This is a genomic window from Ferdinandcohnia sp. FSL W7-1320 (assembly GCF_038050315.1).
Lineage (GTDB): Bacteria > Bacillota > Bacilli > Bacillales > Bacillaceae_L > Ferdinandcohnia > Ferdinandcohnia aciditolerans.
Map to the genome: position 1 here is coordinate 5414147 of NZ_JBBPAM010000001.1, position 12960 is coordinate 5427106.

The window sequence follows — 12960 nt, forward strand, 5'->3', positions numbered from 1 at the left end:
TGAAAAGCCTATGAATCTTAGATACAAATTATTTGACCATCTAAAAAATGAACCATTTCGAATTCCACATGACCAAGAATCAGCTGACCATCAAATTGCCTTAAAAATCACTTCTATGCTCCCACATACTGCTAATCAACCAATTGTTATTTTTTGCATCGGTACAGACCGTTCTACTGGCGACTGCCTTGGACCTTTAATTGGCACGAAGATTACCGAAAAAAGATTGTCCCACTTTCATGTATATGGCACATTGGACGAACCTATTCATGCAGTTAATCTTCAAGAGAAAATTGAGGAAATCAAAATGAAGTATGCAAACCCATTTATTATTGGCATAGATGCCTGTTTAGGAAGATTGAAGAACGTGGGAGCCATAACCATCGGAGACGGTCCAATCAAGCCAGGAGCAGGCGTTAATAAGGAATTAACCCCTATTGGCAACATGCATATTACTGGGATTGTAAATGTAAGTGGATTTATGGAGTTTTTTGTCCTTCAAAACACAAGATTAAGTTTAGTTATGAAAATCGCAAATACAATTGCAAGTGGTATTTACAAGGCTGAGTTTCAGTTTCTGCGGAAAGTTGAGCTGGGGAATGTTGAAAAAGATCGATTTTCCTTATAAAAAAACCTCTTCTGTTATGAAGAGGTTTAAAATAGACCTTGTGCAAAGAACAAAATTGAATTCCAATAATACACTACTGTTACGAGGATAGCTACAACAAGAATACCAGGTAATAGATTTGCAACACGGATATTGGTAATTCCTATCAAATTGGTACCAATTGCGACAATCATTAAGCCACCCGTACCCGTCATTTCGACAATAAACGCATCCATCACTTCGGTCGGAATAAATTTATCAATTTGTGTAGCAAATAGTGCAATTGCACCTTGATACAGAATAACAGGAACTGCAGAGAATAATACACCAATCCCTAAAGTTGTTGATAATATTAAACTAGTAAATCCATCTATGATTGACTTTGTATAAAGGACACGATGGTCATGGCGCAATCCACTGTCAAGTGCGCCAATGATGGCCATTGCACCAATGACAAATATTAAGGTAGCTGTTACAAAACCTTTTGCAATCGTACCCTCATCAGAGGATGAACCTACCTTCTTTTCAATCCAGGCTCCTAATTGATTTAATTTATCTTCTAGTCCCCACCATTCGCCAAGAATACCGCCAAACACTAAACTAAAGATGACAATTAGAAATTGCTCACTCTTTAGTCCCATTTGGATACCTAACAAACAAACAGCAAGTCCAATCGCTTGCATTACAGTTGCTTTTATTTTATCTGGAATCCGGTGCAATACCTTTCCTAATAAGGTTCCAACAATTATACACAGTCCGTTTACTACCGTCCCTAATAAAACCAATTTCCATTTCCCCTATTTCCTTTTTATATAATAAAAAAACGCTGCACAGTCCAGTTATATAATCAATAAAACAAGACGTGCAGGTTTGCTAAAAGCCCTATGAGATTTTTGGTGAATCTAGCAATTCAAGAATTCTTTCAAGGTCTTCATTCGAGAAGAATTCGATTTCAATTTTTCCTTTTTTCTTGCTTTGTTTAATCGAAACAGATGTACCAAATCGCTCACGAAGGAAAGATTCTTGTTCTTTGATAAAGATATCTTTTTCCTTTTTTGGCGGTTTAGGTGTTTCACGTGGAACATTTTGATTAATTTCGCTAATCAAGGCTTCTAATTGACGAACATTAAGCTCCTCTGCAATCACTTTTTCAACAACTGCATTTAACTTTTCTTTCTTTTTCAGTCCTAGTAATGTGCGTCCATGTCCCATAGATAATCTTCCTTCAGAAATTAAATCTTGGACATGTTTTGGAAGAGATAGAAGACGAAGGTGATTCGCAATATGCGGTCTGCTTTTTCCTAATCTTTTCGCAAGCTGCTCTTGAGTAATTTTTAAATGATCAAGTAAGGATTGGTAAGCAAAAGCCTCTTCAATTGGTGTTAAATCCTCACGTTGTAAATTTTCAAGTAATGCAATTTCCATCATTTGTTGCTCATTTAACTCACGAACAACAACAGGAACTGTATTAAATTTTGCTTCTTTTGCAGCACGGAAACGTCTTTCGCCGGCCACAATTTCAAATCCTTTAATGGTTTTTCGAACAATAATAGGTTGTAATATCCCATGTGTAAGAATTGACTCTTTTAATTCAGTAATTGCCTCAGGCGCAAATGTTTTTCTTGGTTGATATGGATTCGTACGTAATTGAGTTACTTTAACTTCTTGTACAACCTCTTCATTCCCCACTTCCATCGAGGTGGAAAATAAAGCATTGATACCTTTACCTAACCCTTTAGCCATTCACAATCACTTCCTTTGCAAGATCTAAGTATACTTCAGCACCTCTAGACTTCGGATCGTAGATGATAATTGGTTCCCCATGACTTGGAGCTTCACTTAAACGGATGTTTCTAGGAATAATCGTTTTATATACTTTATCTTGAAAATACTTTTTCACTTCTTCAATGACCTGAATACCTAAATTAGTTCTTGCATCTAACATGGTCAAAAGAACTCCATCAATCATTAATTCTTTATTGAGGTGTTTCTGAACCAGGCGGATTGTATTTAATAGCTGACTAAGTCCTTCAAGTGCGTAATACTCACATTGAACTGGAATGATCACAGTATCTGAAGCTGTTAATGCATTTAATGTTAACAATCCTAATGATGGTGGACAGTCTATAATAATATAGTCATATTGATCTTGCACTTCTTCTAATGCTCTTTTTAGACGAACTTCGCGAGAAATCGTTGGCACTAGTTCAATTTCGGCACCAGCCAATTGGATTGTTGCCGGAATCATATATAAGTTTTCAACTGTCGTTGGAACCGTTACATTTTTTGCCTCAACATCATCAACAAGTACATCATAAATGCACTGATCTATATTCGCCTTTTCTATGCCGCAGCCACTTGTTGCATTCCCTTGAGGGTCAATATCAACAAGTAAAACCCGCTTACCCACATAGGCTAAGCAAGCACTAAGGTTAACAGAAGTAGTTGTTTTACCTACTCCACCCTTTTGGTTAGCAATTGAGATGATTTTCCCCACGATGTCACCTACTTTCTACTATCCTACTATTTTTTCACAAAGTGAGGTCTTTATAATAGTATCACTTTTTCTATTCTATCACGAAAAAATGATATGGTTTATCTTTTTTTGACAAAAAAACAGTCAAAAATGTTTCACGTGAAACATTTCCTATGACAAATAGAATGTATTTTAATCGTTTCCACTGAAAATAGTCTCATAGAACTAAAAAAATTCCTCACCTGTTTAGGCAAGGAAAGAACACAATCTATTTATTTTTAGGAATTCGGATTGTAAATTGATAAAAGTCGTCGAATTCTTCTTCTTCAGTATTTAAAGAGACACCACTCTCTTCAACCATGGTTAATGATTGACGAATCGTGTTCATCGCAATTCTCATATCACGGCTTACTGCTTTAAATTTTGGCTTTGGTCGCTTCTTCTCCTTTTCTAATTCAAGGATTTTATCGACACGGTCCTCTGTTTGCTTTACATTCAGCTCTTTTTCAATAATATCATGCATAAGCTTAATTTGCTTTTCTGGATCCTTGAGAGGAATCAAAGCTCTCGCATGCCGCTCTGTAAGCTTCTTCTGCATGAGTACCTGTTGGACTTCTTCAGGCAACTTTAATAAACGCAACTTATTAGCGATTGTTGATTGACCTTTCCCTAATCGTTGAGCTAACGCTTCCTGTGTAAGATTATGTAATTCTATTAATCTAGCATAAGCATACGCTTCTTCAATGGCTGATAGTTCCTCACGTTGCAAGTTCTCGATCAATGCAACGGATGCAGTTTCTGCATCATTGAACTCCTTTATAATGGCTGGAATAGTCTCCCATTCTAGCGTTTGGACGGCTCTCCAACGTCGCTCACCAGCGATGATTTCATACTGATTATCAGCAAATTGTCGAACAACAATTGGTTGAATAATCCCATGAGTACGTATGGTTAATGCTAGTTCTCTAATCTTATCCTCTGCAAAAACAGTTCTTGGTTGATATCGGTTTGGAACAATTTCATTTATCGGAATTTGTCGAACTTCTTCATTCAGGTGTGTTTCTTCTTCATCTTCTATTGAATCTTGTAGTTGTGTTTCTACCACCTGTTCTTGATTCGTTTGTTGTTTGTCATCTTTTTCACCGATGCTAAATAATCGTGAAAATGGATGCCTCATAATTCCACCACCCCTTAGAACTCCCACTAATCAAATGCGCCTTGGCGTATTTGCGCCAGATTTTTAGGCCCACACGCGGTGGGTCATAAAGACATTGCCACAAGATATGGCTCTCTTAGTCTTTAATCTTTCTGCTCGAAAAATTCCCAATGTAAAATCGTGACATACGCCGGAGGCTTAACTTTATTTAGCCAATGATTGAACGCCTCACGTAAACGTTATACCGTACATACATTCCACACTTAGATAAGTAGAGTATTCTGCTGAATAAAGTTAATAATTCTCTATTTTCTCTCTCATTCCTTCTATTATAACACGGATTCTGCAAAAATCTTACTATCTTTCTACTAATTCATGTTGAAACAAATTTACAATGTAAAAAAAGGTTCACCAATAGATTATTTAATTGGTGAACGATTTGGTGTTCCCGGTTTACGTGGGTATTTTTTTGGTGTTGGTTTTTTCTTATCGATAATCACAATATTTCGGTCACTTTTTTCAATAGGTAATAAAAAGTGATGTACATCTCTTACTTGACCACCTAGTGTTGTGATGGCTTTCTTGCCATCCTCTAGTTCCTCTGCAACAGAAGCTGCTTTCATCGCAATAAATGTCCCATCTACTTTCACAAGAGGCAAGCATAGTTCACTTAACACAGACATTCTAGCAACTGCTCTTGCCATCACAATATCAAAAGTCTCTCTAATATCTTGCTTCTGCCCAAAGGTTTCAGCACGATCGTGATAGAATGTCATATTTTCTAGCTGTAATGCCTTCGAAAGCTCCTCTAGAAACGTTATTCGCTTTTGTAGTGAATCCACTATTGAAATTTTTAGATGCGGAAAGCAAATTTTAAGTGGGATGCTTGGAAATCCAGCACCCGCTCCGACATCACAGATTGAAGCTTCTTTGGAAAAATCAAAATAAAATGCGGCAGAAACAGAATCAAAAAAATGTTTTAAATACACCTCTGGCTTATCTGTAATCGCCGTAAGGTTCATTTTTTCATTCCATTCCACTAACAATTTGTAATACGTTTCAAACTGTTTAAGTTGGGTTGGAGAAAGGGATATCCCCTTCTCTTCCAACATAGTTGTAAATAATGAAGTGTCCATTTCTTTCTCTCCTAGTTAATTTACGCGAGCAATTTTTCCTTGCTCAAGATATACGAGTAAAATGGAAATATCAGCAGGATTTACACCTGAAATCCTTGAAGCTTGAGCAATAGATAGAGGGTGTACTTCCTTTAAATTTGCTCTCGCTTCATTAGCTAAGCCAGAGATTGCATCATAATCAATGTTTTCTGGAATTTTCTTATCTTCCATTCGTTTAAGTTTGTCAACTTGCTGCAAGGATTTTTGAATATACCCTTCATACTTGATTTGAATTTCAATTTGTTCCGCAACATCAGGGTGAATCTCTTGCTCGCTTGGAGCCAATTTGCGTATATGATCATATGTCATTTCTGGACGTTTTAGCAAATCACTTGCTAAAATTCCATCCTTTAGTTCACTTCCACCAACAGAGCGGATTAATTCTTGTACTTCGTCGGTTGGTTTAATTCTAACCCCTTGGAGACGCTCCATCTCTTGTTGAATAGCTGTCTTTTTATTCAGGAACAATTGGAATCTTTCTTCAGGAATTAAGCCAATCTCATGACCTAGATCCGTCAATCGCAAATCTGCATTGTCATGACGAAGAAGTAAACGATATTCGGCACGAGAAGTTAATAAACGATAAGGCTCAGCAGTGCCTTTTGTTACTAAATCATCAATAAGTACGCCAATATAGGCATCTGAACGACTTAAAATAACTTCATCTTTGCCAAGAGCACGGCGCCCTGCATTAATACCGGCCATGATTCCTTGTGCTGCAGCTTCCTCATATCCAGAGGTTCCATTTATTTGACCTGCAGTATAGAGGTTTTTAATTTTTTTTGTTTCTAGTGTTGGCCATAGTTGTGTAGGTACAATTGCATCGTATTCAATCGCATATCCTGGTCTCATCATTTGTGCATTTTCAAGTCCTGGGACAGATGCGATTAAACGATGTTGAACATCCTCAGGTAAGCTTGTAGATAGTCCCTGTACATAGACTTCCTGAGTATTTCTACCTTCTGGCTCAAGGAAGATTTGATGTCTAGGCTTATCATGGAAACGAACAACTTTATCCTCAATCGAAGGACAATAACGTGGTCCTGTACCTTTAATCATGCCAGAATACATGGGTGAACGATGCAGGTTAGCATCAATAATCTGATGTGTTTCTTCACTTGTATATGTTAACCAGCATGGAAGCTGATCGGTGATGTATTTAGTCGTTTCATAAGAAAATGCTCTTGGTGTTTCATCACCAGGTTGAATTTCTGTTTTACTATAATCAATCGTATGACTATTTACCCTTGGCGGTGTTCCCGTTTTAAAACGAACTAAATTAAAACCTAACTCCTCAAGATGCTCTGATAACTTAATAGACGGTTGCTGGTTATTTGGGCCACTTGAATACTTTAATTCACCAAGGATGATTTCACCCCGTAAAAATGTACCTGTTGTAATGACAACTGTATTTGCACGATATTCTGCACCCGTATTGGTAACAACACCTTTACATACGTCATCCTCAACAATTAAACGTTCAACCATCCCTTGAACAAGAGTTAAATTCTGTTCATTTTCTAATGTTTTTTTCATTTCATGCTGATAAGAAAACTTGTCTGCCTGAGCACGTAACGCACGCACTGCAGGACCTTTTCCAGTGTTAAGCATTCTCATCTGAATATGAGTTTTATCGATATTTTTCGCCATTTCTCCGCCCAAGGCATCAATTTCACGGACAACCGTCCCTTTTGCAGGTCCACCTATAGAGGGATTACATGGCATAAACGCAACCATATCTAGGTTGATTGTTAAAACAAGTGTTTTTGCACCTAATCGCGCTGAAGCTAAGCCTGCTTCACATCCTGCATGACCAGCACCGATCACGACGACATCGTAATATCCGGCATCATAGCTCAATTTAATTTCCTCCTCTTTAAGGATGTTCAAAAAGTCGGCTAAAAGTGACACATCGAATTTCTTCAAAAATTGCTCCGAGAAAATGTTGAATATCTGGGTTATGCGCTTGCGTCTACTCGTTTATTCTTGAAGTCAATCCCTCGGCGCAAGGCTGGAAGGATGTTAACTCAAGGAGTTGCCTCGCTCGGCTACTCAAAACTGCGTCGCCTCGAACTCTTTGGTCCTTTTCAACGTCCTTTTGAACTCTAATTTATTTTCTATTTGCCTAAACAAAATTGTGAGAATAGCTGATTAATTAGACTTTCATGAACAGCATCTCCAATAATTTCCCCTAACAGCTCCCAGGTTCTTGTTAAATCAATTTGAACCATATCAATTGGTAGATCCGATTCTGTCCCTGAGATGGCATCCTCAATTGACTTTTTCGCTTGTGTTAGCAAAGCAATATGGCGGGAGTTAGAAACATATGTTAAATCATTTGCTTCAACAGTTCCAGTAAAAAACAATGATGAAATAGCTTTTTCTAAAGCATCTACCCCTTTTTCTTCAAGTAAAGAGGTTGTTACGACTGGATTGTCTTTAACAAGTTCCTTAACCTTCTCCATATTAATTTTTTGTGGAAGGTCTGTTTTATTGACGATCACTATTGTTTCCATACCTGAAATAGCCTCAAATAAACGCTCGTCCTCTTCTGTAAGCTCTTCTCCATAGTTTAAAACAAGTAATATTAGATCAGCTTTTTTCAGTACCTCTCGGGAACGCTCTACACCAATCCGTTCAACAATATCCTCTGTTTCACGGATTCCAGCTGTATCAACAAGACGTAGTGGAACACCTCGAACATTTACGTATTCCTCAATTACATCACGAGTTGTGCCAGGTATATCGGTAACAATGGCCTTGTTTTCATGAACAAGACTATTTAATAATGATGACTTCCCTACATTCGGCCTACCTATAATAACAGTAGATAAGCCTTCTCGTAAAATTTTTCCTTGGTTGGAGGTTTCTAATAACTTTATAATTTCATCGCGCACATGTTTCGCTTTTTTCAGCAAGACGTGATGCGTCATTTCCTCAACATCATCATATTCAGGGTAATCGATATTAACTTCAATATGGGCTAATGTTTCAAGTAATTCCTGACGTAATTGGTTAATGAGGGTCGATAATCTCCCTTCCATTTGACCAATTGCAACATTCATTGCGCGGTCAGTCTTCGCTCGGATCAAATCCATGACTGCCTCTGCCTGAGAAAGGTCAATACGTCCATTTAAGAACGCACGCTTTGTAAACTCTCCTGGCTCAGCTAGTCTCGCTCCATTCGTAAGTACAAGTTGCAAGACCCGATTAACCGATACAAGTCCCCCATGGCAGTTAATTTCAATTACATCCTCTCTTGTGAAAGTCTTTGGTCCCCTCATCAAGGTAAGCATTACTTCCTCAACAACCTGGTTTGTATCTGGATCAACGATATGTCCATAATGAATGGTATGTGAATCGACCTCTTTTAGATTCTTCCCTTTAAATACTCGGTTTGCAATATCAATTGCTTCATCCCCGCTTAATCGAACAATCGCAATTGCTCCTTCTCCCATTGGAGTTGAAATTGCTGCTATTGTATCAAACTCCATTTTCTTCACCTTCTTTATATCAACATTCCAAATGCTTCTTTTTAACATGACTTTTTTAAACCTGTGAATAACTTTTATCATTCACTTTTTTACTAGTATTACCTATTTATCCACAAGGATAACAAATCCTAGTTTTCCCAAAACAAAAACCATACTCCATTTTATCTTATCCACATGTGAATAACAATAATAGAGAATGCTCTTAAACGCAATAAATTACCTTTATTCCTGTTCTATAACAGGTGGCATTTTGATGAATCCTACTTCCTTCTTCCTGTAAGATTGCACAAAAAAAACCTAGGCAATCGCCTAGGCTTCTTTTTATATTACTCTACTGGTGAAATCACAATATGTCGATTTGGATCAGATCCACTTGATGATGTCTTAACCTTTTTATGATTTGCAAGAGTTGTGTGAATGACTTTTCTTTCATAAGAAGGCATTGGTTCCAACTTCACATCTTGCTTCGTGCGACTTACTTTATCTGCAAGTCTCTCCGCTAATTGAATCAAGGTTTCTTCACGACGCCCTCGATAGTTTTCAGCATCCACCATAATATTTAAATATTGATCGGAAAATCGATTTGCTACCAATTGTGTCAAATATTGGAGCGAATTTAAAGTTTGTCCCCTTTTTCCGATAAGAACCGCCATTTTTTCACCAGATAGTTGGAATGTAACATTCTTTCCATTCCGCGTAACATCCAATTTTGCTGGTATCCCCATAGTTTGAACGACACTTTCCAAATACTCCTGTGCCTTTTCTACTGGATCATCTTTTACTGTTACTTTAACAACAGCTGGCTTCGTTCCAAAAATTCCAAATATCCCTTTTTTACCTTCATCGATGATTTGTATGTCGGTGCGGTCTCTTGTTGTGTTAAGTTGAGCTAAAGCTGATTCTACTGCTTCATCGACGGTTTGCCCTGTAGCAGTTACTTGTTTCACTTTTTGGCTCCTCCCGCATTTCCAGATTTAGCTGCTCTAATATCCGGACCTTTAATTAAAATCGTTTGAACAATCATAAAGATATTACCTACAACCCAGTATAATGCTAAAGCTGCTGGGAATTGAAATGCAAAGATTACAATCATAATTGGCATTAACCAAAGCATCATTGCCATTTGCGGATTGTTTTCCATCCCCATCATTGTAATCTTTTGCTGAATAAAGGTGGTCACACCTGCAACTATAGGAAGAATATAATATGGATCTGATTCTCCAAGATCAAACCATAGGAAATTATGCTCAGCAATTTCTCTCGTTCTCATAATCGCATGGTAAAATCCAATTAAAATTGGCATTTGAATCAATAATGGGAAACATCCAGCCAATGGATTGACGCCATGCTTTTGGAATAGCTGCATTGTTTCTTGTTGTAGCTTTTGTTGAGTAGCTTGGTCCTTCGAGCTGTACTTTTCACGAAGTTCTTTAAGCTCAGGTTGTATAGCCTGCATTGCCTTCGAGCTTTTCGTTTGTTTAATCATTAATGGTAATAATGCAAAACGAATCAAAAGAGTTACAATAATAATGGCTAAACCATAGTTTGATTCTCCAAATAGTTCTGCAAAATAAGTAATAAGCCAGGATAGCGGATAAACAAAATATTTGTTCCAGAACCCTGTGCTTTCTGCGGTAATCGGTTCATTGACCTGGGTACACCCAGATAGTAGTAGAACTAATCCTATTAGCGCACTTATTAATAATATTCGCCTTTTCAACTACTTTTCCTCCTAGTATTAAATATCTAAAGGTAAATATGTATGCCTTCTATTTTCAACATATTCATTCTTAGAAAAATCGATATGTTCCTTTGTATTCTAACATCTTTGTATGAAAATTTCTTTCTTTCCTTTGAAAAAATCTTCTATTTTTGCACTTTTTTTAATACTTTTGCCACCTTCAATACATGAAGAAGGCTTTTCTCCACTTCAGCATAACTCATCTCAGCAACCGGCTTCCTGGCAATGATCACATAATCCTTGATTTGAACTTGATCTTTGTGTTCAAGAAAGAATTGGCGAATTAATCTTTTAATTCTGTTTCTAGTAACAGCGTTTCCAATTTTTTTGCTCACTGATAAGCCGATGCGAAAATGTTCAAGCTCATCCCGTTCATAAACATAAACGATAAATTGCCGATTAGCCGAAGATTTTCCCGACTTAAACACCGTTTGAAAATCTTGATTTTTTTTTATACGGTATTCTTTTTTCATCTTTTACAACTCCCGTACGACGAAACAACGTTCAATTTCTATGATCTATTCCCTCTGTCTAGTTGTCGTTTCCACTTTCCATAGTATGGGCAATAGAAAAATCGAAATAAACCTTTTTATTGAAAAAAAGACCACTGAGCTTTCAGTGGCCTATGCTGATAATACTTTTCTTCCTTTTTGACGACGACGAGCAAGAACTTTACGTCCGTTTTTTGAGCTCATACGACTACGGAAACCGTGAACTTTGCTGTGCTTACGCTTGCTTGGTTGATATGTTCTTTTCATTTATATGACACCTCCCTGAGGAATTAACTCTCAAATTATACATCAGACAGTCTTACTAATTATATTGAAAACCTATAAAAAATGTCAACCTTATTTGAAATACTATATTTTGGATAGTTTATTTTTCTTCAGAATAAGGGAATTATGATTTTGAGCTGCTACTTGCTAATTTCCTCACTTTTAAAAATCCCTCCCCCTCAAATTCTAATTGGTCTAATTCCATGAGAAATATTACTTCCTCCTTATATAGGTAAAATGTACCTCTTAGACAGAACTTCTGACGCACTAGTCCTAACTTAACCACTGGATGTGATAATTTTGGTCGTCCAAATTTTTCATTTCTAGGCAAGCCACTTCCACTTTTTCTACTTGTCCAGCTCCAGCGGCTAGAAACTCGAGAAATTTCATCTCCTCTAGTAGAGGCAAAGTAAGCCTCTTTGTCGGAGCTTCCAATTTTCTCATTTCTTGGCAAGCCGCTTGCGCTTTTCTACTTGTCCAGCTTCAACGCTAGAAATTCGGGAAACTTCACCTCCTTCTACAGAGGCAAAAAGCGCCTCTTTGTCGAAGCCTCCAGTTTCCTCATTTCTGAGCAAGGCGTTTCAGCTTTTCATTTTATCCAGTTCCAGCGGCCAGAAACTCGAGAAATTTCATCTCCTCTGGCAGAGGCAAAGAACGCCTCTTTGTCGGAGCCTCCAATTTTCTCATTTCTTGGCAAGCCGCTTGCGCTTTTCTACTTGTGGACAACTTTTTTCGACAGTTTTTTTAATCCACAACAATTATCGACAACTTTTACACATCATCTTGTGTTGTGGATAAATATTTTCCACAAGGTATAGATATTGTGGATAAGTTTTCAAAAACCATTGATTATCTAGCAATTATTTGATATTATAGTTTTGTTTTCACTCGTAATAAGTTATTAACAATTTTCTTTTATCCACAGAATGTGGATATCATGTGGACAGATTTTTTCACATTGTGAATAATAACTTGTCCACAGTCAGTGGATTATGTCGAAAAGATGTTTTTCTACTATATTATATAGTTATTCACAAATAGCCAAGTATGTATATTTATAAACTTATATCCATTTGATTAAAAATAACTGCATAAAGACTTATTTTTATACATTCGATTAATCATAATTAGTAGAAGAAATTTCAGACGTAACATCGTCTAATTACCTTGGTAGGTACAAAATAACTAACAAAGGAGGGAGATTGTTGGAGAATATTGCAGATTTATGGGCAAAAGCGCTCCAAGAGATAGAGAAAAAATTAAGCAAGCCGAGCTTCGAGACATGGCTGAAATCAACAAAAGCCCATGCCCTACAGAACGATACACTTATTATTACTGCTCCCAATGAGTTTGCTAGAGATTGGCTAGAATCTAGATATCTGCATCTAATTGCTGAAACAATATATGATCTAACCGGTGCAGAACTCGGAATCAAATTTATTATTCCTCAAAATCAGCTAGATGAAGAATTCGAATTGAAAACACCTGAGAAAAAGGCTACGAAAAACGATGAACCAGCTGAAAACTCTCAAAAT

The 12960-nt window shown here is 37.1% G+C and carries 13 protein-coding genes; 2 read left to right on the forward strand and 11 right to left on the reverse strand.

What is annotated here, in order from left to right:
- The first annotated feature begins 10 nt into the window (after positions 1 to 10).
- Entirely contained in the window at positions 11 to 628 is a 618-nt protein-coding gene (gene yyaC, locus NST91_RS25805) for a spore protease YyaC (RefSeq protein ID WP_341333445.1), read from the forward strand.
- 26 nt (positions 629 to 654) lie between these two features.
- Here the strand turns inward: yyaC and NST91_RS25810 are convergent, their stop codons facing one another.
- The 11 genes from NST91_RS25810 to rpmH all read right to left on the reverse strand — a co-directional run bounded on the left by NST91_RS25810 (position 655) and on the right by rpmH (position 11407).
- Positions 655 to 1392: a DUF554 domain-containing protein gene (locus tag NST91_RS25810; RefSeq protein ID WP_341333446.1), complete on the reverse strand. Its 738-nt coding sequence runs from the start codon at positions 1390 to 1392 to the stop codon at positions 655 to 657.
- A gap of 97 nt (positions 1393 to 1489) precedes the next feature.
- A complete protein-coding gene (locus tag NST91_RS25815) occupies positions 1490 to 2350 on the reverse strand; it encodes a ParB/RepB/Spo0J family partition protein (RefSeq protein WP_341333447.1) in 861 nt (286 codons plus the stop codon).
- Positions 2343 to 3104, reverse strand: coding sequence for a ParA family protein (locus NST91_RS25820; RefSeq protein ID WP_099360704.1), 762 nt, complete (start codon positions 3102 to 3104; stop codon positions 2343 to 2345). The genes NST91_RS25815 and NST91_RS25820 overlap by 8 nt, the downstream gene beginning before the upstream one ends.
- Positions 3105 to 3351: 247 nt before the next feature.
- A complete protein-coding gene (noc, locus tag NST91_RS25825) occupies positions 3352 to 4260 on the reverse strand; it encodes a nucleoid occlusion protein (protein ID WP_121448204.1) in 909 nt (302 codons plus the stop codon).
- Positions 4261 to 4658: 398 nt separating this feature from the next.
- Complete coding sequence (rsmG, locus tag NST91_RS25830) at positions 4659 to 5375, reverse strand: 16S rRNA (guanine(527)-N(7))-methyltransferase RsmG (RefSeq protein ID WP_341333448.1); 717 nt, start codon at positions 5373 to 5375, stop codon at positions 4659 to 4661.
- 15 nt (positions 5376 to 5390) lie between these two features.
- Positions 5391 to 7274: a tRNA uridine-5-carboxymethylaminomethyl(34) synthesis enzyme MnmG gene (mnmG, locus tag NST91_RS25835; protein WP_341333449.1), complete on the reverse strand. Its 1884-nt coding sequence runs from the start codon at positions 7272 to 7274 to the stop codon at positions 5391 to 5393.
- Positions 7275 to 7531: 257 nt separating this feature from the next.
- A complete protein-coding gene (mnmE, locus tag NST91_RS25840) occupies positions 7532 to 8908 on the reverse strand; it encodes a tRNA uridine-5-carboxymethylaminomethyl(34) synthesis GTPase MnmE (RefSeq protein WP_341333450.1) in 1377 nt (458 codons plus the stop codon).
- A 326-nt stretch (positions 8909 to 9234) separates the two neighbouring features.
- Positions 9235 to 9855 carry an RNA-binding cell elongation regulator Jag/EloR gene (gene jag / locus NST91_RS25845; protein ID WP_341333451.1) on the reverse strand — a complete coding sequence of 207 codons (621 nt, stop codon included), beginning with the start codon at positions 9853 to 9855 and terminating at the stop codon, positions 9235 to 9237.
- The gene (gene spoIIIJ / locus NST91_RS25850; RefSeq protein ID WP_121448209.1) at positions 9852 to 10628 is read right to left on the reverse strand and encodes a YidC family membrane integrase SpoIIIJ; all 777 of its coding nucleotides are present in this window, start codon (positions 10626 to 10628) and stop codon (positions 9852 to 9854) included. The genes jag and spoIIIJ overlap by 4 nt, the downstream gene beginning before the upstream one ends.
- A 146-nt stretch (positions 10629 to 10774) precedes the next feature.
- A complete protein-coding gene (gene rnpA / locus NST91_RS25855) occupies positions 10775 to 11122 on the reverse strand; it encodes a ribonuclease P protein component (RefSeq protein WP_099360698.1) in 348 nt (115 codons plus the stop codon).
- A gap of 150 nt (positions 11123 to 11272) precedes the next feature.
- Entirely contained in the window at positions 11273 to 11407 is a 135-nt protein-coding gene (rpmH, locus tag NST91_RS25860; RefSeq protein ID WP_057997955.1) for a 50S ribosomal protein L34, read from the reverse strand.
- Between the two features lie 1223 nt (positions 11408 to 12630).
- Here rpmH and NST91_RS25865 point away from each other — a divergent pair.
- Positions 12631 to 12960, forward strand: a 330-nt coding sequence (locus tag NST91_RS25865) for a DnaA N-terminal domain-containing protein (protein WP_341333452.1), incomplete at its 3' end; no start/stop codon positions are given.

Coding starts and splice junctions, on each gene's coding strand:
- yyaC (WP_341333445.1), top strand. CDS start 11: ATGAATCTTAGATACAAATTATTTGACCATCTAAAAAATGAACCATTT.
- NST91_RS25815 (WP_341333447.1), bottom strand. CDS start 2,350: ATGGCTAAAGGGTTAGGTAAAGGTATCAATGCTTTATTTTCCACCTCG.
- noc (WP_121448204.1), bottom strand. CDS start 4,260: ATGAGGCATCCATTTTCACGATTATTTAGCATCGGTGAAAAAGATGAC.
- rsmG (WP_341333448.1), bottom strand. CDS start 5,375: ATGGACACTTCATTATTTACAACTATGTTGGAAGAGAAGGGGATATCC.
- mnmE (WP_341333450.1), bottom strand. CDS start 8,908: ATGGAGTTTGATACAATAGCAGCAATTTCAACTCCAATGGGAGAAGGA.
- rnpA (WP_099360698.1), bottom strand. CDS start 11,122: ATGAAAAAAGAATACCGTATAAAAAAAAATCAAGATTTTCAAACGGTG.
- rpmH (WP_057997955.1), bottom strand. CDS start 11,407: ATGAAAAGAACATATCAACCAAGCAAGCGTAAGCACAGCAAAGTTCAC.